Annotated in this window: 20 protein-coding genes; 5 read left to right on the top strand and 15 right to left on the bottom strand. The window is 35.9% G+C overall.

Translation table 11 applies throughout. The annotated features are described in order from the left end of the window. Positions 1-91: 91 nt before the first annotated feature. The 4 genes from AC27VX_RS05560 to AC27VX_RS05545 all read left to right on the top strand — a co-directional run bounded on the left by AC27VX_RS05560 (position 92) and on the right by AC27VX_RS05545 (position 6,403). On the top strand, positions 92-685 hold the full coding sequence (locus AC27VX_RS05560; RefSeq protein WP_236854617.1) for a TetR/AcrR family transcriptional regulator: 594 nt from the start codon (positions 92-94) through the stop codon (positions 683-685). An 89-nt stretch (positions 686-774) separates the two neighbouring features. Beyond that, on the top strand, positions 775-2,142 hold the full coding sequence (locus AC27VX_RS05555) for a TolC family protein (protein WP_236854615.1): 1,368 nt from the start codon (positions 775-777) through the stop codon (positions 2,140-2,142). 6 nt (positions 2,143-2,148) lie between these two features. Next, complete coding sequence (locus AC27VX_RS05550; protein WP_236854613.1) at positions 2,149-3,210, top strand: efflux RND transporter periplasmic adaptor subunit; 1,062 nt, start codon at positions 2,149-2,151, stop codon at positions 3,208-3,210. A gap of 7 nt (positions 3,211-3,217) precedes the next feature. Continuing rightward, positions 3,218-6,403, top strand: coding sequence for an efflux RND transporter permease subunit (locus AC27VX_RS05545; protein WP_300687526.1), 3,186 nt, complete (start codon positions 3,218-3,220; stop codon positions 6,401-6,403). A gap of 299 nt (positions 6,404-6,702) precedes the next feature. Here the strand turns inward: AC27VX_RS05545 and AC27VX_RS05540 are convergent, their stop codons facing one another. The 11 genes from AC27VX_RS05540 to AC27VX_RS05490 all read right to left on the bottom strand — a co-directional run bounded on the left by AC27VX_RS05540 (position 6,703) and on the right by AC27VX_RS05490 (position 14,875). Beyond that, on the bottom strand, positions 6,703-7,149 hold the full coding sequence (locus AC27VX_RS05540) for a KTSC domain-containing protein (protein WP_236854612.1): 447 nt from the start codon (positions 7,147-7,149) through the stop codon (positions 6,703-6,705). A gap of 349 nt (positions 7,150-7,498) precedes the next feature. Further along, the gene (locus AC27VX_RS05535) at positions 7,499-8,290 is read right to left on the bottom strand and encodes a retropepsin-like aspartic protease (RefSeq protein ID WP_488694293.1); all 792 of its coding nucleotides are present in this window, start codon (positions 8,288-8,290) and stop codon (positions 7,499-7,501) included. 293 nt (positions 8,291-8,583) lie between these two features. Further along, on the bottom strand, positions 8,584-9,348 hold the full coding sequence (locus AC27VX_RS05530; RefSeq protein WP_488694291.1) for a hypothetical protein: 765 nt from the start codon (positions 9,346-9,348) through the stop codon (positions 8,584-8,586). 262 nt (positions 9,349-9,610) lie between these two features. Beyond that, on the bottom strand, positions 9,611-9,991 hold the full coding sequence (locus AC27VX_RS05525) for a VOC family protein (RefSeq protein WP_488694289.1): 381 nt from the start codon (positions 9,989-9,991) through the stop codon (positions 9,611-9,613). A gap of 511 nt (positions 9,992-10,502) precedes the next feature. Beyond that, positions 10,503-11,198: a DUF2306 domain-containing protein gene (locus tag AC27VX_RS05520; RefSeq protein WP_488694287.1), complete on the bottom strand. Its 696-nt coding sequence runs from the start codon at positions 11,196-11,198 to the stop codon at positions 10,503-10,505. Between the two features lie 14 nt (positions 11,199-11,212). Then, complete coding sequence (locus AC27VX_RS05515) at positions 11,213-11,671, bottom strand: DUF2750 domain-containing protein (RefSeq protein WP_236854606.1); 459 nt, start codon at positions 11,669-11,671, stop codon at positions 11,213-11,215. 59 nt (positions 11,672-11,730) lie between these two features. Then, a complete protein-coding gene (nudK, locus tag AC27VX_RS05510; RefSeq protein ID WP_236859506.1) occupies positions 11,731-12,312 on the bottom strand; it encodes a GDP-mannose pyrophosphatase NudK in 582 nt (193 codons plus the stop codon). 90 nt (positions 12,313-12,402) lie between these two features. Next, the gene (locus AC27VX_RS05505) at positions 12,403-12,978 is read right to left on the bottom strand and encodes a hypothetical protein (protein ID WP_488694285.1); all 576 of its coding nucleotides are present in this window, start codon (positions 12,976-12,978) and stop codon (positions 12,403-12,405) included. A 9-nt stretch (positions 12,979-12,987) separates the two neighbouring features. After that, positions 12,988-13,899 carry a TIGR01777 family oxidoreductase gene (locus tag AC27VX_RS05500; RefSeq protein WP_488694283.1) on the bottom strand — a complete coding sequence of 304 codons (912 nt, stop codon included), beginning with the start codon at positions 13,897-13,899 and terminating at the stop codon, positions 12,988-12,990. 30 nt (positions 13,900-13,929) lie between these two features. Beyond that, positions 13,930-14,274: a hypothetical protein gene (locus AC27VX_RS05495; protein ID WP_236854603.1), complete on the bottom strand. Its 345-nt coding sequence runs from the start codon at positions 14,272-14,274 to the stop codon at positions 13,930-13,932. 7 nt (positions 14,275-14,281) lie between these two features. Next, complete coding sequence (locus AC27VX_RS05490) at positions 14,282-14,875, bottom strand: HPP family protein (protein ID WP_488694281.1); 594 nt, start codon at positions 14,873-14,875, stop codon at positions 14,282-14,284. Between the two features lie 177 nt (positions 14,876-15,052). Between AC27VX_RS05490 and AC27VX_RS05485 the strand changes: the two genes are divergently transcribed. After that, a complete protein-coding gene (locus AC27VX_RS05485; protein WP_236854600.1) occupies positions 15,053-15,379 on the top strand; it encodes a hypothetical protein in 327 nt (108 codons plus the stop codon). A gap of 105 nt (positions 15,380-15,484) precedes the next feature. Here the strand turns inward: AC27VX_RS05485 and AC27VX_RS05480 are convergent, their stop codons facing one another. The 4 genes from AC27VX_RS05480 to AC27VX_RS05465 form a co-directional block, all read right to left on the bottom strand. Next, the gene (locus AC27VX_RS05480) at positions 15,485-16,207 is read right to left on the bottom strand and encodes a polysaccharide lyase family 7 protein (RefSeq protein ID WP_488694279.1); all 723 of its coding nucleotides are present in this window, start codon (positions 16,205-16,207) and stop codon (positions 15,485-15,487) included. 162 nt (positions 16,208-16,369) lie between these two features. Beyond that, positions 16,370-17,536, bottom strand: a complete 1,167-nt coding sequence (locus AC27VX_RS05475) for an iron-containing alcohol dehydrogenase (protein WP_488694277.1) — start codon at positions 17,534-17,536, stop codon at positions 16,370-16,372. A 68-nt stretch (positions 17,537-17,604) separates the two neighbouring features. Then, positions 17,605-18,480, bottom strand: coding sequence for an AraC family transcriptional regulator (locus AC27VX_RS05470; RefSeq protein WP_488694275.1), 876 nt, complete (start codon positions 18,478-18,480; stop codon positions 17,605-17,607). 134 nt (positions 18,481-18,614) lie between these two features. Next, entirely contained in the window at positions 18,615-18,989 is a 375-nt protein-coding gene (locus AC27VX_RS05465; RefSeq protein ID WP_236854596.1) for a helix-turn-helix transcriptional regulator, read from the bottom strand. Positions 18,990-19,081: the final 92 nt, after the last annotated feature.

Here is a 19,081-nt window from a genome sequence, read left to right as displayed (position 1 = left end):
GATATCATAATAATTGTGTTTAATATTTTTGTTTAACAATTTTGTCAAAAATAAAATTTGATATAAATTTGCACAAATTTGTTTAACAAAAATGTCAAATCAAGCAAAAAAAGACCAAACACAGGAATTGATCAAGGAGACAGCGAAGAATTTATTCTTTGTGAAAGGAAAATTTGATGCTACTACGCAGGAGATCGCCGATGAAGCAGGAGTGAACAGAACCCTTATCAACTACTATTTCCGATCAAGAGATAAACTGCTGCAGATCATCTTTGATGAAGCACAGAAAGTAGAGCAGGAAAAATCTAAAATTATTCAGAATGCCGACCTGCCCTTTAAGGAGAAGATTAGCCAGTTCATAGAAAGCAGCCTTGCAACGAGTCTTCAGTATCCGTATCTGGAAACCTATATTGTTTCACAGATTAATAAAGGAAACTGCCATCAGAGAGAAATTGAAGAAGATATACTAAACCAGATGTATAGTGATATCGAAAAAGAAATGGAATTGGGAAATATTGAAAAAATGGCTCCGGTTCAGTTTATCCTGAACATGGTTTCACTGTTAGTTTTTCCAAGTGCCATAAGACCATTGTTTATGGAGAATCTTTTAATAAATGATGAAGAATATGATCAGATTATTTCTGAACGAAAAGGAATAATTATCAACATGTTGTTTAAAAATTAAGAAAGTATAAAGTATTTCTGAAAATCATTCGTCCTTTAGGAATAATTGACGAAAGCAACTTAATAAAAAAATAAACGAAGTATAAAATTATGAAAAGAAAACGTATAACTGCTACAAAGCTAAAAATTGGGATAGCTGCAGCATTTATGATTTTCGGTTTTTCATCGGTGTCTGCCCAGCAGCAGGTTTCTCTGCAGGAAGCAATAAAACAGGCACTTCAAAATAAGGCAGAAGCTAAGAAAGCAGCCTTACAGGTAAAAAAAGCCGAATATAAGATTGGTGAAGCCAGAGCCGGGGCCTTACCTCAGATAAGTGCCAGTATAAACAATACGTACAACCCAGTTTTGCAGAAGTCTGTACTTCCCGGAGAAATCTTAGGGAAACCAGGTGAGCTTATTCCGGTTGCTTTCGGAACAAAATGGCAATCTGTAAACGTTGTAACTCTTAACCAGAGTATTTTTGACCAGAGAGTTTTTATTGGTCTTAAGGCTGCAAAATCAACACGGGAATTTTACCTTTTGAATTCTGAATTAACCAATGAGCAGATCATTGAGAATGTAGCTACGGCATACTATCAGGTATTCGTTCAGGAAGAGAATCTTAAAACCGTGCAAGAAAGCTATGCCAATACTGAACGGGTAAGAAATGTAATCAAGAGTCTCGTAGATAATGGATTGGCAAAACCAATCGATTTGGATCGTACCAATGTTCAGCTTACCAATATAGGATCCAATAAGCAGCAGCTGATTAATGCTGTTGAAGTTTCAAAAAATTCTTTGAAGTTTTATATGGGAGTTCCTATTGAGACGTCTATTGAGCTTGAAGAAAAAGAGATTGTACCTAATCCGGAATTATTGGCAACAACTGTCAATTTGGAGACCCGTTCAGAATTAAAAGTTTTAAATAAACAGAAAGAACTTTTAGAATATAGTAAAAGAGCAACTGTAGCTAATCTTTATCCCACGGTAGGACTTAATGCCAACTATGGATGGCAGGGATTAGGGAATAAATTTCCTTATACTACAGGATCCAGCCAGGGAACTACCTGGGGTGATTATGCTTCAATTGGTGTAGCCATCAAGATTCCTATTTTCATGGGTGGGGCTACCAAATCTCAGATTCAACAGGCAGAAATTGATATTCTGGATCTGGATCAGGACATCCAGAATAAAAAGCTCAACCTTAGTTTAGATTATAAAAATGCGATTTCTAATATGGAAAATGCTATAATCAATATTCAAAGTATGAAAGATAATGTGGACCTGGCAGAAAAAGTACAGAAGAATACCCAGTCTAACTATCAATATGGATTGGCAACACTTACTGAAGTATTGGATACTGAAAACTCGCTTACACAGGCTAAACAGAACTATTCTAATGCATTGCTGGACTATAAACAAGCCGAGATCAAGGTAATTAAAGCGAAAGGAGAGTTAAACACATTACAAAATCAATAATAGACAATGAAAAAAACTTTAATATATATCATCGTAGCAGCTGTACTTGTAGGTTTGGCCGCTTATAAGATTGCTGGCAACAAAGAAAAACAGACTAAGGAAGTAAAGGAGGTTGCCAAGCAGGTAGATAAAATCAACGTAAATATTGTAACCGTTACAAGAGAAAATATTGATACGGACTACTCGGCAAACGGAACATTCCTTCCTAAGCAGGAAATGAACCAGTCTTCTGAAATTGCAGGTCGTATTGTCAATGTTCTGGTAAAAGAAGGCTCCAGAGTTTCTGCCGGACAGGTTTTAGCAACAATCAAAAGAGATGCTATCGAAGTAGACGTTTCGCAGGCTCAAAATAACCTTCAGAACGCGATCATAGATAACCAACGCTACGAAAACGCATTCAAAACAGGTGGTGTTACAAAACAACAGCTTGATAACTCAAGACTGCAGCTGAAAAATATGCAGGCTGCCGTTAAAGCTCAGGGAGTAAGAGTAAATGATACAAGCATCCGTGCAGGTATCAGCGGTACGATCAATAAAAAAATGGTAGAGCCTGGAACGGTTGTTTCCATTGGAACTTCAATGTTTGAAATTGTGAATATCAATAGCTTAAAATTGTCTGTATTAGTAGATGAAAGCCAGATCGGAAAAATTCAGATGGGTCAGGAAGTTCCAATTAAAGTAAACGTTTTACCTGAAGATTCTTTCGTAGGTAGAATTACATTTATTGCTCCAAAAAGTGATGCTTCTTTAAATTTCCCTGTTGAAATCGAAGTTCAGAACAGAGGGAATTTAAAGGCGGGTATGTATGCCACTGCTACCTTTAAAACAAACAACGGTGCCGCTACTCAGAATATGCTTACAGTTCCTGCTGAGGCGTTTGTAAACGGGGTAAGTTCAGGACAGCTTTTCGTTGTTCAGAATGGTGTTGCCAAATTGATCAAAGTGACTGTAGGAAAAGTTTACGGTGATAAAGTTCAGGTACTAAGCGGACTGAATGATGGCGAGCAGGTAGTAACCAGCGGACAGATCAACCTGGACAATGGTTCTAAAGTAAACATTATAAAGTAGTAGGTTTATGAAGTTAGCAGAAATATCGATTAAAAGACCATCGTTGGTTATTGTATTATTTACAATTCTGACGTTGGGGGGTATCCTGAGTTATACGCTCATGGGATACGAATTGATTCCGAAGTTTGAAACCAATATGGTAACAATTTCTACGGTGTATCCGGGAGCTTCACCGGCAGAGGTGGAAACCTCCGTCACCCGGAAGATTGAAGATGCAGTGGGATCTTTGGAAAACGTAAAAAAAGTAGAATCTTCTTCATATGAAAGTTTGTCTGTTATCATGGTTCAGCTGAACGATGGGGCAGATGTAGACTACGCTTTGAATGATGCCCAGAGAAAGGTAAATGCTATTCTGGCAGACCTTCCGGAAGATGTGAAAGCACCGTCCCTGAATAAGTTCTCCTTAGACGACTTACCAATTATTACGATGAGTATTTCATCTGATAAACTGAACAGCAAAGATCTTTATGATCTATTAGATAAGAAAATAGAACCTATCTTTTCCCGTGTTAACGGAGTCGCACAGGTAGACCTTGTAGGTGGACAGGAAAGAGAAATCCAGGTGAATCTGGATGAAAAGAAATTGCAGGGGTACGGACTTTCAATAGCAGATGTACAACAGTCTATTCTTTCATCAAACCTTGATTTCCCTACAGGTAGTTTGAAAACCAGAACTGCAAAATCTACCATCAGACTATCCGGAAAATACAAGTCAATTGAGGAAATGAACAATCTTGTAGTTTCTAATAAAAATGGAGCTCAGGTTCGTTTATCTGATGTAGCAACCGTTTTTGACGCTCAGAAAGACGTTGAAAAAGTAGCAAGATTCAATCAGTTTCCGACCATTTTGATGCAGGTTAAAAAACAGTCTGATGCCAATGCCGTTGCAGTGTCTGAAAGTGTTCAGAAGACGATTAAAACGGTAGAAGAAGCGTATAAAGTTCAGGGAGTGAAAGTGAAAATCGTAAATGATACAACAGAGTTCACCCTGGAATCAGCCAACCACGTAATTTTCGACTTATTCCTTGCGATTATTCTTGTGGCCATTGTGATGCTATTATTCCTTCACAGTATCAGAAACGCATTTATTGTAATGGTTTCTATCCCGGCTTCCCTTATAGCTGCATTCATTGGAATGAACTTAATGGGGTATACTCTGAACCTTATGAGTTTACTGGGACTCTCGCTGGTAGTAGGTATCCTTGTGGATGATGCGATCGTAGTACTGGAAAACATCTACCGTCACATGGAGATGGGGAAAAGTAAGATCAGAGCAGCTTATGACGGAGCTTCAGAAATCGGGTTTACCGTTGCTGCGATTACTTTAGTAATTGTAGTGGTATTCCTGCCAATTGCGATGAGCTCAGGGCTTGTAGCGAACATTCTTGCCCAATTCTGCGTCACGGTAGTAATTGCAACCTTATTATCATTGTTAGCTTCATTTACCATCATTCCTTGGTTATCATCAAGATTTGGTAAACTAGAACACTTAACAGGTAAAAACTGGTTTGAGAAATTCATCCTTTGGTTTGAAGGGTTAATTGATAAGTTTACACACTGGATTACCGGTATTCTTGAATGGTGTTTGAAAACTACCTTAAGAAGAGTTTCAACGGTGATTATCACATTCATTGTTTTGATCAGTTCATTCATGCTGGTAGCATTCGGTTTCATTGGGGGTGAATTCTTCCCGCCAATTGACCGTGGTCAGTTCCTGGTACAGATGGAGCTTTCGAAAGATGCAACAGTTGAAAAAACAAATCAGTTAACATTAGATGTTGAGAAGTTTTTAAGAAACGATAAAGATGTTGTGGATTTGATTACTACAGTAGGACAGCAGTCAACAGGTTTTGGAGGAGCTCAGGCAACTACATACCAGTCTGAGGTTCAGGTAAACCTGACAGATAAATCTGAACGTTCTGAAAGTACCAACATCAAAGCTGCGAAAATAAAAAGACAGTTAGAAGAGAAGTTCACTGGAGTTGAGTTCAAAACAGCTCCAATCGGTATTATGGGTGCAGAAAATGCTCCAATCGAAATGGTGGTAACCGCTCCGGATAATGCAACAGCAGTAAAAGAAGCAACCAGAATTTTAGAATTACTGAAAAAAGTTCCGGGAGCAGTAGATGCAGAATTATCTACAGATTCAGGAAACCCTGAAGTACAGGTAAGTATTGACAGAGATAAAATGGCTTCTTTAGGCTTAAATCTTTCAAGTGTAGGACAGACAATGCAGACAGCATTTAATGGAAATACCGATGGAAAATTCAGAGCCGGAGAATATGAATATGATATCAACATCCGTTTTGGAGATGTCAACAGACAATCTATTGATGATGTTAAAAACCTTATGTTTACAAACCCTCAGGGACAGCAGGTTCGTTTGAGCCAGTTTGCTGATGTGAAGATGGGTTCAGGACCAAGTTTGCTTGAACGTAGAGACAAATCTCCATCCGTAAAAGTAAGAGCAAAAGCGGTAGGTAGACCTGTAGGTGACGTGGCAAACGAGTGGGCTAAGCAGTTCATGGACAGCAAGAAGAAACCTGTAGGTGTAGACTACATCTGGAGTGGAGATATGGAAAACCAGCAGGAAGGTTTCGGTACGTTAGGTATTGCGTTATTAGCAGCTATCGTATTGGTATACCTGGTAATGGTTTCCCTGTATGACAGTTTCGTTTATCCGTTTGTGGTATTGTTCTCAATTCCATTGGCGATGATCGGGGTAATGGTAATCCTTGCTTTAACAGCTAACTCATTGAACATCTTTACCATGTTGGGTATGATCATGTTGATTGGTCTGGTAGCGAAGAACGCGATCCTTATCGTTGACTTTACCAATGCCAGAAAAGCAGCGGGATCCAACACTCACGATGCTTTGATTCAGGCCAACCACGCACGTCTTCGTCCGATTTTGATGACAACCATTGCCATGATCTTCGGTATGTTACCAATCGCATTGGCATCAGGAGCGGGAGCGGAAATGAACAAAGGTCTTGCATGGGTGGTAATCGGTGGTTTGACATCGTCACTATTCCTTACCCTGATCATTGTACCGGTAGTATACTCTTTATTTGACTCTATTCTACGCAGAATGGGGAAAGATACCAAAGTTGACTATGAAGCTGAAATGAAGGCTGAATATGACCACAGAGAACTAAGTGAGGACGGATATACTCCTAAACATTTAGACTAAAAATAACAACCTTCAATTAACCGAAAGCGCTTCAGAATTTCTGAGGCGCTTTTTTAGTTTTAAATAAGCTTATCTGAGGAAAAAATACAGAGAGGAAAATAAGCGTAAATTTCGTCAGCCTATAATACGCAATAAAATTAAACATTCTCATCTGCTAAGTGTGAAATTTTATTACATATAATGTTGCATCTTTCATCCCATTTTTCCATTGTAATTTGAGCCTTTTCGATTTTCCAATAAAACAAAAAAAGACTTCCGGAATATGCCGAAAGTCTTTATATATTTCTATTTGAAAAAAATTAATCTGCCATGGCCTCTCCGGACTTTCTGTAGATAAAGTTTCCGTAGATATGTCTTCTTGCAAAACGGCTTGGAGAATCAGCATTTACCATTTTGATATAGGTATTTCTTGGAACACCGATATATTCGTACATATTGCCGTTCAAATGCTGAACCTTCAACACTGCTTTTTCAAGATAAAAATCCTGAATATTAGATTTTGTGATGGTTTCAGTATATTCCTCTTTATATTTTTCCTGTGTTTCAGGATTAATGCTTACCAAAAAATGATAGGCTTCAATCACAGATTTACTTTTTTCTTCGGCTTCCAGTTTTCCGGATTCATCATTGATAAACTTATCAGGATGTGTATCTTTCATCACATTTCTGTAAATCGTTTTTAATTCTTTTAAAGTAGCATTTTTGTCTACCCCAAGAAGTGTTCTGTGCTCACCAATTTTTTTCATAGGTATTCCTTATTTTCGGGGTGCAAAATTAAGAAATTAAATCCATAAAATCATAACTTATTCATTATTAATTTATTTGAGGCTTACGGGAGTGCTTTTATAATGTAGGTATATGATTGTGAACACTGAAGTTATGTTCTTTTTTACTTATATTTTTTTAGTTGCTTACCGCATAATCCCTGGAAGGATCTCTTCTTAACACTGCGAAGACCGTCTTTCCAGTGTTAAGAAGACTGTCTTTCCCGCCCGAAGAAGAATCACTTCTTAAATAACTGGAAAAACAGTTAACTCTACTGTGTATAATGAAGTGTATACCATGTTCTATTGTCAGAGGTTAGCAGTAGTAATACTAGTTAAATTCTGAGTATAGGTTTTTATTCAGCTTAAAATAAATATACTTATTCTTAAAATCGATAATGGTATTGAACCGTTTTAAGAATTTATTTCCAAAAAAACCTGCCATCTTTTCAGTGGAATCCATTCCTTCTGTGGAGACGGAGAGCGTAATCGGAACATTGTAAAGATATTTCTGAGCAAATTTGACAGAGGGGCAAAGGACAACAAGCATTTCGTATACAGATCCGTCTGAGCCCTGAGCTGTAGCTTTCCCCACTTTTTTCATCACATTAGCCAGATCGTTTTTCTTTGCAAAGGGTGAAGGCATGGTGAGCGCATCATCCGCTCCGCTGTCCAGACCGAAAAATCCAGAATATTCCTTGCCGTTTGCCGTGATACTGCTTTCTATGCATGGATAGTTGTCAATCAGATGTAGTTTCATTTTTTCATATCCTGAGAAATTGACAGAAGGATCATTTTCATCATAAAAACGGATTTCTTTTTGATGATAATTAATTTCAATAATTTTCCCTATCATCATGTCTGTTCCGAAAACACCGTCAAAATTAGCGTTGTTATAAGGAATCATGGTAAGTTGTATATTGGTTTTCTGTATATTTCCGAACTCTACAGTATTGTTGGAGCTGTATTCAACGGGATTCATTCCGTTTGATCCTCTGTTTTCAGATTTCCCGTCAATTTTCAAAGGTATTTTTTTCTTTGAATTGATGTTAATTACAGAACCGTCTGCACCGGTATCAAAAAGAAACCTGATGCTGTCGGTTTTATTAACTTTACAATACATATAAATCGAATTTTTTTCCAGAGAAAAAGGTATCACTGTAGGTATTTTTTGTGCTATTACTCCTATACTAAACAGGAATGTCAGAAAAATACAAATAGGTTTCATGAGACTGTGTTATTAGATTCACGAAAATAGGTGGAATTGTAACTTTCACAAAGAAATAACGGAGCGTTAACCGATGATTAACCGTTCCTTAACTGTTCTGGGGGAGTTCGACCTCTCATTATTAAATAAAAAAACAGCGCCCAAACCGGACACTGTTATTATTATCTTTATCTTTCTTTCAATAAGCTCTATGGCTCATCACAATTCCTTTTCAGCTTTGTGAAGATCTTGTCAAAATCCTTATAAACTACTTCTTCATCCTCACGTTTCTGCCTGAAGCTGCTGTTGGCACAGTTATGAAAACCCAGACCAATCATATCAATCATTGCATAATCCTCTTTCTGCGGATCATTCATTTTAATATTAAATCTGGCCATTACCCCTTTAGGGTCAGAATTGTTTTTACTTTTAAGCTCAGTATAATTTTTCCATGCTGCAAACATGGCTTCTCTGTCCGGAGATGAGATGGCATCAATATGTTCTTTGCATGTTGTATAATATTTACTGTTTTTAAGGGTGGAGGGATCAGAATACGCCATGATTTCCTCTTTATTCAGCTGGTATTCGTTCTCAAAAGACTGAATGGTTTCTTCCTGAAGCTTTTTCCACATAGGAAGGTCTATTACCTTCAGGCTGTATAGTTCCTTTTTCTTTTCCTGATACTGTTTTTCCAGGTCTTCTAAGTAAGTTTCTCTGTTTTTACGGATTTCTTCAAGTTGAGAAAGCTTAAAAACAGGACGGATGTCAAACTGAACGCCGTTGAATTGATATAAAAGTTTATTAACGCCGTCTATTTCCTCTTTTTTATACTTAATAGAATCAAAATATCCTTTGTTGTCACAATTGAAAGTCTGATAGCTATAAGGTGCCAGATTGCTTGTTTTTGCAGGAGTCTTTTGCCCCCATATACCAATGGATAAGGCCAAAGAAAGCCCGATCATCATTTTTTTCATGCGCATAGTTGTTGAAAGAATCCGAATTTTCTGAATTTCTATGCAAAATTAAGGCTTTAAATTTGAAATCTAAAGAATTAAATAGATTTTCTCAATTGATTTTCCATTTTTTATAAAGATTTTGTAGCGAAGCTTTTATGTTTTGTAGAACACTTCCGGTTAAAGCCTTTAACTATCGGAGATACAGGAAACACCAGGATGAAATTACATAATAAAAAAGCAAGACAGTACCGGAATTTTGGGCACTTGATTTACAAAGTTTTTAAACATAATTGCTCACTTCAATAAGATTCTGATCCGGATCACGGAAATAGACCGATTTTATTTTTCCCACAGCACCGGTTCGGTCTACAATTCCCTCAATGATCTCTACATTTTTCTGCTTTAGCTCTTTCATTATTTCATGAATATCTGTTCTGGCAATAAAACAAAGGTCCGCAGAACCACAGGTGGGTGTTTCTGCTTTAGGTTCAAATTCCTGCCCTTTCTGATGGAGATTAATTTTTTGATTTCCAAAAATCAAAGCTTTTCTGTTATCCCCGAAGGTAACCACTTCAAATCCCATGATTTGGGTATAAAATTCAATAGTTGTGTTGATATCGGCTACGGTTAGGACAAGATGATCCAGATTTTTTATTTCCATAATTTACTTTTTATTTTAAACACAATTTCCTTTCAAAAATAAAGCTATACAAGAGTCTTCTGTAGAAATATTAATTGTTTTTTTGTATTAAAAATAATAGATTTACATAAATTAATACCTATGATATTTTTTTTCCTACTCTTTGTTGTTACCATGTTTGCAGGAATTTCTTACCTGATCATGCGTTTTTGTACAAGATGGACAAAGAAGAGTAAATATGAAGTACTTTTTAATACCTTATTATTCATCGGATCATTTTTTCTGATATCATTTCTCAGTCTTTATATTTTCTTTGCCAATGTTAATTTTTCCCGATAAGAGACATTTTAAATAATACTTATTACCTCAATTAATTATATGATTTTCGACTGGATTTATATTTTTATCCTCTCTTTTTTCCTGTTTATTCTTGCTCTTTTTGCAGGGATGTCCTATCTGGTGATGCGTCTTTTTAATCAATGGACTCATAAACATAGATATAAAGTGCTTTTAAATACGACAATATTCATGATCATTTCTTTTGATATTGGTTATCAGTCTTTATATTTGTTTTAAAACCGTTGCTATTGATCGATAGAGCAGAGTTTCTTTTAAGAATTAAATAAGCAATGATAAGATTAATGAAAAGGGCCATCCATACATTCAAACCATAGAAAAGTTCATAATTATGAAGCTTTTCATTGTAAAAAAGATTCTTAATAATTCTGAAGGTGATAGCGGTTGTAGTGACAGCATAACTTAAAATCATGTAATTCCTGTGCCTCGTTATATTCCCTTTTTTGATGGAAAGCACTGCTGCTACGGTCAGATAGGCCCAAAGGAAATCCTGTATCAGAAAACCTGTGATTCCGATGAGTCCTCCATTCGAAAAGAGACCCAGAACAAAGCAGGCAGGAACATTAATGATGAGGATATTGTAAACATACATTTTGCCAATGATCTTATGAAGCTTTCTGTTTTCAGTTAAGAACTGATTCGAAAACTGAGTGAGCCCTGCCAAAAGGCAAAGCGTTATTGAAAAAATATGGACATAGAAAAAAAACATCCAATACGGATTGCTGACTACTTGTTGCTTAAAGAGTAGAAAACCTATATTTTTTTCAAAAGAAGTATATTGGGAAATCGTCTTCAGCATCAGAATACTGAAAATCATAACTGAAAATAAAGCTATTACTGTGACGATTTTTATTCCCAAAGACTTTTTCATTGCAATATTGTAAACTAATCTTTCAAAATTTCTTTGATTTGGTTTTCAAGGTCATCCATGTTTTCAAATTTTCTTAGTTCCAGAGATTTTCCTGTATTCCTAAGTTCTTCAATACTGTCAAGAATAACTTCGAGAGGCTCTGCTTCATAACCAATAAGGTTGCTGTCAAAATTGGTTCCAACGATAAACCCGTCATTGTTCATTCCTAAACACCAGTTTTCTATAAATTCTGTCAGGCCGACAGGGGATACCTCATAATGATCCCATTCCTGCTCAACACATGACTTTGCTCTTGCAGCATCAGACCAGAAACAAACGATCTTTGCAGGTTCGCCATCTTCATATTCTATCTCGCTGGAGTAGGATGTAGCATATCCACTTTCATCCTTTAAGGCATATACGGTTTCTGTTTCACTGATTTTTTTAATGAAATCTTTATAACGGTTTTTGACGGTAATGTGGTCCTGTATCATTTTAAAAGTAATTATTATAGACTATATGGGAATTTCTTTCTTGTAGAGTTAGTTCAAAACTATATAATATTTTTAAGTCTTAGATATTGCAGCAGCATAATTGTTTTGGCATCCATGATTTCTCCGTTATCTATCATAGAAAGTGCCTGATTAAAAGGAAGTTCTAAAACTTCAATATTCTCACCTTCTTCTTGCAGACCGCCGCCATCAGCAATTTTCATTTCATTTGAATATTCTGCAATAAAGAAGTGAAGAATCTCGGTTACAGATCCGGGGGACATATATGCCTCAAATACTTTTTCTACTTTTGAGATTTTATAACCTGTTTCTTCCTCTGTTTCCCGTTTGATGCAGTCTTCGGGATTGTCATTGTCCAAAAGTCCCGCACAGGCTTCAATCAGCATTCCTGTAGAATTTCCATTGATATAAGTAGGTAGTCTGAATTGTCTGGTCAGGATAACGGTATTGGAAACTTTGTTATAAAGTAGAATAACTGCTCCGTTTCCACGGTCATAAGCTTCTCTGCTTTGGGTTTCTGTAGTTCCGTCGTTTTTTAGAATATCATAAGTCACTTTATTTAAAGTGTACCAGTTGTCAGAAAGAATTTCCGTTTTTAATATTTTTATTTTACTGTTTTGCATAAGAGTTTTTTCCATGGTATATTGAAATTGTTTTGTAACAATTTCTAAATTTTGGGATTTATTTGTGATGATTTTTTAAAACTTAAAAAATTAATGGTTCTTTAGAATGAAAGTGAGCTTGGAGTTTCTGATGAAATCTTCCACAGAAGTCCCAATGGCAGCATTTTTATTGGTGAGTTCTATCAGATACGTAGTAGTCCCTGGCGATCTGCCATCTTTACAAATGAGATTGAATACTTTCACTTTGGGATCTGAACTTAGAAAACTCAGATAATGAGTATCGTTTATTGTCATATTGGAAACATCAAAAGAAGCTCGGGGATCTTTTTGAAGTTTGAAAAATTTCCTCTGCATTTTGTCAGTGGTATCCGTGAGGAATTTGTCCATTTGATAATCCGTTAAAAGCTGTGGATAGATAATACCTTCCTGAAGCAGTATTTTTGTCTGATTATCACTTTTATCGTAGTAAATAATCTTATCATCAAACATTACCAGATTATCTTTTACAGTGATTTTTCCTGCAAATTTTTTATAGTTTTTCTTTTTATATTCATTTTTGTACTGCTCGGTAATAGCTTTCTCCTTTGAATTTAATACTCCGCTTTTCTGCCCAAAAATGGAAACAGAAAGTATTAGAAGAAGAATCAACATGAATTGTTTTTCCATAATATTAAATTATTTTTCATTATTTAATAAATTATCAAGTGCTTCCTTCAAATCCGGAAACTGAAATTGAAATCCTGTCTCCCGAATTTTCTTTGAAGAAGCCCTTGAGCCTTCCAATATAGCACTAGCCAGTTCTCCAAATATCAATTTTAAAATAAATGCGGGAACATTAGGCATCCATAAAGGCTTGTTGAGTACTTCAGCAATTTTTTCAGTCAAATCCTTATTAGTAGCATGTTGTGGCGAAACAGCATTATAAGCACCATCCAGCAGTGAGTTTTTTAAAGACAGTTCATATATGGAGCAGATATCCTCAATATGAATCCATGGCATATATTGCTTGCCGTTTCCTAATGGAGAACCAATATAATATTGAATAGGAGGAACCATTTTCTTTAATGCACCCTCTTTTTCAGAAAGAACAACCGCTGTTCTTATTTTAACAACTCTTTCAGCAAGATTCTGTTCTTTAAAATCATCGGCAGCCTTTTCCCACAGAACAACAACTTCACTCAAAAAGTCATTTCCCGGCGGATCGTTTTCTGTGAAAATTTTTTCGGTAGTTTCTGTACCGTAAAAATTAATTCCGGAAGCTGAAATAAAAGATTTAAGTTTAATCTTATTTTTCTTTAATGCAGTTCGAAGTAATGCTGCTGAATCAATTCTGCTGGAAATCAGTTCTTTTTTCCTTTCCTCTGTCCAGCGCTTTTCTGAGATATTGGCACCGGCCAGGTGAATGATATGAGAAACGTTGTCCAAAGCAGCTTCATCAATAGTTCCTTTTCTGATATCCCATTCATACTCATTAGAATGTTCCTTTTTTCTGGTTAGAAACCTGAGTTCATATTCTTTTTCTATCTTTTTTGCCAGCTGCCTGGCAATCATGCCGCTGGCTCCGGTGATGAGAACAATTTCTTTCATAGTAGTACATTTAATGGGATGCAGGCTTTATTATGTCTGGCTTTTTACAATCAGAATAAAATCATCTTCCAGAAGTTTATAGCCATAATCATAAATAAATTTGTATTCAGAACCATTTTTATAAACTTTCAGATTGGTGAAATAATCAAAATCAAAACCCAGACCATCCAGCCTGGATTTTGCAACTTTTGTTTTCCCGTCAATATTAATATCCATAAGAATACGATAATTTTTTCGGAGTTTGTTGTTGACATTCCGCATCAGATTCGTAGAATCTTTATTCTGTTTGTTGTTGTAGGCATTTCGGCAGGCATCATTACAGAACTTTTTATCAGACCTTCCGATTATTTTTTCGCCACATTCAAGGCAGTTCATAATGTACTTATTTTGTGTGGTGGGTATGTCTTTTTTTCAGCAGCCTCTTAAAACTGCTGTGGGAAGGGTAGCTCCTGTTGGGCGTTATATTGTTGAAAAATAAAGCCACAAGAAGCAGGATAATACACCCCGAAAGAACAGGGGAGATAACGTACCAATATCCCAATTCCGGAATTTTACCGGTAGAACTTACAGCGATTAATGCTGTAGCACCACCTGGTGGATGAAGGGTTTTTGTATATTGCATCAGCACAATAGAAAAAGCAACGGCTAGCGGTGCAGTAAGCCAGATGATATCCGGGACAATCTTATAAACCGTAACGCCCACAATAGCGGAAAGTACGTGTCCTCCTATCAGGTTTCTGGGTTGAGCCAGAGGGCTCTGAATAGCTCCGTAAATAAGGACACTGGATGCTCCGAAAGAACCGATCAGAAATATATTTTCTGTCTGTGCCAGAGAATGGGACTGGATAAATGCAATAATCCCGATCCCGAAAAATGCGCCCAAAAATGACCAGAAATGCTCCTTATAATCAACAAGCGTTTCTTTATAGATCACATACTTTGAGACTCTGAATGTCCTTTTTATAGTCTTCTTCATGTAGTCTTCTTTATTTATTATTTTAATTCAAAGATACGGAATTATCCGTTTGTAAATGGATAGTATTGGGTATCAGAAACTTTTACACATTTACTTTTTATTTGATGTACGGAAACCCGTAATAAGGTCTTTGAAAATAAATATATATTGCAATTTATAAATATTAAAAAATAAATAATGAAATTATTGGTTCATTCAGATAATCCTGTAAAGCTTAGGGATGCTATAGAAAATTATCTGAAAAGTGATGAAAGTATATGGCTATACATTGATGATTACAAAACAAATGTAGGGACAACCCGACCGGTATTTACTCATAAATCCAAAAACTATAAAGATAAAGCGAAGTTTGTAGTTTATGCCCAGTCAGATTCAAATAGAGTTTTATTTTACTTTACTGATAAAGAAAGCTCTCAGGTGGAAGCTCAATATATGGGAATGCTTATTCCTTTGATAATGAATAATTTCCCCAATAATTTCACTTCAATATCTGTAGAGAAATAGATGAAAAATATTTTGGAAGATGATTATGTAGAAAATTAAGACACAGGTTGTATCATTTATCGTGAACAGTGTCTTAGTTTTCCCAGTGATTTACAGAAAAAGATATTAAAATATTTTAATATCATAAATGGCGACTAATCCTGATGATACCGGAATTTTATTATCCTGCAGATAATTTCCTGCTTTAAAATAAACGGCTTCTGATTTCCAGCTGTCTCCCAGCGTATAATTAGTAGTTTGCTGATTGATTTTTACCTGAACATCTAAACCATACTGTTGAATACTGTATTCAAAAGCCTGTCCTAAGGGAACATTTTTCAAAAGAGTGACACGATCTTCTTTACCATTCACCTCTTTTTTGAAACCTGCCTGCAACTCGCCGTTGTTCCACCACAGTTTTACTGCTTCTGTACCTTTTGAACTTCCGTGAATCTGCCCGATAATAATCTTTCCGGAGCTAGGTTGTTTCAAAACAGACATTTTTACATGCAAAGTATGCTTGTTTTCAAAATGCCATTCATCAGTTTGGCGTAATTCCGTTCTGGGATAATGAGACCCTTTGGTTGCTTGTCCATCCGAAGAACAAAAGAAACGGATACTTTTATCCTCACTGGAATAGTAGAAATTTTCTGATGAGAATTGGGCTATTTCAGAACCTTTGATAATGGCGATAGAATTGTTTTTCGGAACCGGAAGCTGAAGATTAAAACCTGTCAGATCAAACTGGGCCTGAGGAGCTTTAGCATAGATGTTTTTCTGTGCATGAAAAAGCATAGGACACATTACAAATAATCCACAATTTACTATGATTTTAAAGAAGTTCTTCATAGCCGGTTTTATTAAAAGTTAAAAAGTACATACGAATTTAGATATTTTTACTGATAAGATTCTCATCCAGGACATTTTTTTTGGCTTATGGATTTAAAATATAAAAACAGAAAGTCAATTTGACTTTCTGTTTTTATATCAGTGCTGAAATTTAAATGTAAATTATCCTGCAACCAGTTCTTCTGTGTAAACAAAACCTTCATAACAAGCATTATAAATGGCTTTCAATTCGTCTAACGATGGAACTCTAGGGTTGAAACCCGTACAAGGATCTGCCAGCGCATTTTTTGCAATATAATCCAGGTTTTTATCCCAATCTTCTCTTGAAATTCCAAACTCTTTTATTGCAGATTGATTGTTAACTTCAGAGCGTAACGTTTCAATTGCCTGAGCCAGATCTTCTGCTGTTTCTTTACCGATAACCTTGGCTAAATCAGGAAAACGTTCTGTGGCCTGTGCATTATAACGGATAACATTAGGAAGGAAAATCGCATTAGAAGCTCCATGAGGGATTCCGTATAAGGCTCCAACCTGGTGAGACAATGAATGTACAATTCCCAGCCATGCATTATTAAATGCTAAACCTGCCATAAAAGAAGCATCATGCATATTCTGACGGGCAGTGATATTGGTGGGATTTTCTACAGCTTCTTTTAAATTATTAAAAACAATCTCCAGACCGCCTTTTGAAAGAGCATCTGCAATATTGTTGTTTATATTAGAAACATAAGCTTCTACACAGTGAGTCAACGCATCAAGACCTGTATTTGAAGTCACGTGAGTTGGCATTGAAGCACAGATTTCTCCATCCACAATAGCAATATCCGGTGTTAATTCATAAGAAACGATAGGATATTTTACCCCTTTCTCTCTGTCTGTAATCACGGCAAGGCCTGTTGTTTCAGTTCCTGTTCCACTCGTAGATGGAATGGCGATAAATTTTGCTTTATTTCTTAAAACCGGAACTGTGAAAGGTTTGGTCATTGCATCAAAATCGGCATGAGGATATTCATAAAACACCCACATGATTTTTGCAGCATCAATCGCTGAGCAGCCTCCTAAGCCAATAATCCAGTCCGGTTCAAATGATTGGATAAGTTCAGCCCCTTTCAGGCAGGTTGCAGAGGATGGATCTTCTTCCACACCTTCGAAAACCTGGGTTTCGATCCCGGCTTCAGTAAGGTAAGCAACAGCTTTATCCAGAGTTCCGCTCTTTCTCATAGAACTTCCTCCGGTTACGATTACCGCTTTTTTACCTTTAATATTCGCTAATTCCGAAAGACTTCCTGCACCGTGGAAAACTTCTCCTGCTATAAATAATTTGCTCATTTTTTTTACTTAATTTTTAATGAGACAAAATTAGATAAGCCTGAATGGAAGATGTTATACAAACAGGATTATGTGTTATACATTTGCGCCAATTCCTGCTGAAGTTCGGTAGGCGTTTCTTTCAGTTTTGCTTTTACAAATTTGTTGAGAGCAGAAGGAGAATTGAAACCGAGGTCAAAAGCAATTTCCTTGTGAGAGAGATCAGAAAACATCAACTGGCGTTTTATTTCAATTAAAATTCGGTTATGAATTGCCTGTATAGCTGTTTCTCCACAATGTTTCTTCGTGATGGAATTTAATTTCTTTGTAGTAATGGCCAGTTCATCAGCATAGTATTGTACCGTTCTGTATTGTTTATAATGCTCATTTAATAATTTTTTAAATCGCACATAGATCGGCTTATCAGTTGTTTCTTTATATAAAATAGGATGCAGCCCGTGAACAGATTCTATCAGGCTTAACAGAAAAATCTTAATTTGAAATCTTGCCTGTTCCTTTTTAATAAGACTTGGATTCTGATAAATTTCCTTGATGATAGAAATTGTATACAAACTTTGCTGAAAATCTTCTGAAGATAAAATGGTGCAGTGAAGTTGTGTAGAAAGATTTACATTGTAAGTACTCAGTTCATTTTTCAAAATATCTGAACAGAATAATATTTCTTCAAACAAAATGATTTTTCCTTTCAGGTCTTCACTTATATCAGAAATAAAATGCACCTGCTCCGGAAATACTACCGATATTTTTCCGGGTTTCAAAAAATGAATTTTGTCTTCAATATGAAGCTGTAGCGTTCCGCTTTCAATGACGATAATCAGGAAATGATCTTTTTTGTGAGGTTTGAAATAATCATTCAAATATTCTTTTCTTAAATCGAAGATGCGAAAAGAAAGATTTTTATCTTCCTCTTTTTGAATATTCTTTTTAATTTCTAACTTCTTCATATTTTCATTTCGTTATTTTCAAAAAATCTCATGGCATTCGGTGTCAATAAAAAATCAGAATAGAAGAATTCTACTCTGATTGGTATATGTTTTTTGCACCAATTGCTGATACTGAAAATTTCTCCTTTCGTTTTCTACTTTTTCAGTCTGCTGATTTCCTCTTTCAGCAAAACAATATATTCCTGCATCGTTTTAATGATCTCTATGCTTAATTCATTATTGATATACCCCATATTGTTGGCAGAAAAACCACTATTACCAATGTTTGCACCAGGGCTGTCATTAAACACAGGATTCTCTATAATAACTTTTGCTTCATCCTCTTCATAAATTTCCTCAACAGGAACTTCTAAAAAACTGGCAAGTTTGGTCCATTCTGCCTGTGTTACAGATACAACACCGCTTTCTTTCCTGCTATAATTGGAAACGTCAGTTGGGATTACATCAGCCATTTGCTGCTGGGTGTAGCCTTTTCTCTTTCTTACTGTACGGAGTTTTTCTTTTTGCATATTAGACGTTTTTACAAATTTGCAAAAAAAAAATTAAATTATACAGTAAAATTCTTCTATAATAAATAAGGTTTTAATGTTCTTGGATAGCA

Source organism: Chryseobacterium sp. 14P4.3.2 (assembly GCF_057799275.1).
This window is presented reverse-complemented; position numbering and strand designations above follow the sequence as displayed.

Coding starts and splice junctions, on each gene's coding strand:
- AC27VX_RS05540 (WP_236854612.1), bottom strand. CDS start 7,149: ATGAAAAAAATTGGTGAGCACAGAACACTTCTTGGGGTAGACAAAAAT.
- AC27VX_RS05480 (WP_488694279.1), bottom strand. CDS start 16,207: ATGAAGAACTTCTTTAAAATCATAGTAAATTGTGGATTATTTGTAATG.
- AC27VX_RS05520 (WP_488694287.1), bottom strand. CDS start 11,198: ATGAAAAAGTCTTTGGGAATAAAAATCGTCACAGTAATAGCTTTATTT.
- AC27VX_RS05555 (WP_236854615.1), top strand. CDS start 775: ATGAAAAGAAAACGTATAACTGCTACAAAGCTAAAAATTGGGATAGCT.
- AC27VX_RS05475 (WP_488694277.1), bottom strand. CDS start 17,536: ATGAGCAAATTATTTATAGCAGGAGAAGTTTTCCACGGTGCAGGAAGT.
- AC27VX_RS05465 (WP_236854596.1), bottom strand. CDS start 18,989: ATGCAAAAAGAAAAACTCCGTACAGTAAGAAAGAGAAAAGGCTACACC.
- AC27VX_RS05515 (WP_236854606.1), bottom strand. CDS start 11,671: ATGATACAGGACCACATTACCGTCAAAAACCGTTATAAAGATTTCATT.
- AC27VX_RS05545 (WP_300687526.1), top strand. CDS start 3,218: ATGAAGTTAGCAGAAATATCGATTAAAAGACCATCGTTGGTTATTGTA.
- AC27VX_RS05485 (WP_236854600.1), top strand. CDS start 15,053: ATGAAATTATTGGTTCATTCAGATAATCCTGTAAAGCTTAGGGATGCT.
- AC27VX_RS05490 (WP_488694281.1), bottom strand. CDS start 14,875: ATGAAGAAGACTATAAAAAGGACATTCAGAGTCTCAAAGTATGTGATC.
- nudK (WP_236859506.1), bottom strand. CDS start 12,312: ATGCAAAACAGTAAAATAAAAATATTAAAAACGGAAATTCTTTCTGAC.
- AC27VX_RS05550 (WP_236854613.1), top strand. CDS start 2,149: ATGAAAAAAACTTTAATATATATCATCGTAGCAGCTGTACTTGTAGGT.
- AC27VX_RS05535 (WP_488694293.1), bottom strand. CDS start 8,290: ATGTATTGTAAAGTTAATAAAACCGACAGCATCAGGTTTCTTTTTGAT.
- AC27VX_RS05505 (WP_488694285.1), bottom strand. CDS start 12,978: ATGGAAAAACAATTCATGTTGATTCTTCTTCTAATACTTTCTGTTTCC.
- AC27VX_RS05525 (WP_488694289.1), bottom strand. CDS start 9,991: ATGGAAATAAAAAATCTGGATCATCTTGTCCTAACCGTAGCCGATATC.
- AC27VX_RS05560 (WP_236854617.1), top strand. CDS start 92: ATGTCAAATCAAGCAAAAAAAGACCAAACACAGGAATTGATCAAGGAG.
- AC27VX_RS05500 (WP_488694283.1), bottom strand. CDS start 13,899: ATGAAAGAAATTGTTCTCATCACCGGAGCCAGCGGCATGATTGCCAGG.
- AC27VX_RS05495 (WP_236854603.1), bottom strand. CDS start 14,274: ATGAACTGCCTTGAATGTGGCGAAAAAATAATCGGAAGGTCTGATAAA.
- AC27VX_RS05530 (WP_488694291.1), bottom strand. CDS start 9,348: ATGAAAAAAATGATGATCGGGCTTTCTTTGGCCTTATCCATTGGTATA.
- AC27VX_RS05470 (WP_488694275.1), bottom strand. CDS start 18,480: ATGAAGAAGTTAGAAATTAAAAAGAATATTCAAAAAGAGGAAGATAAA.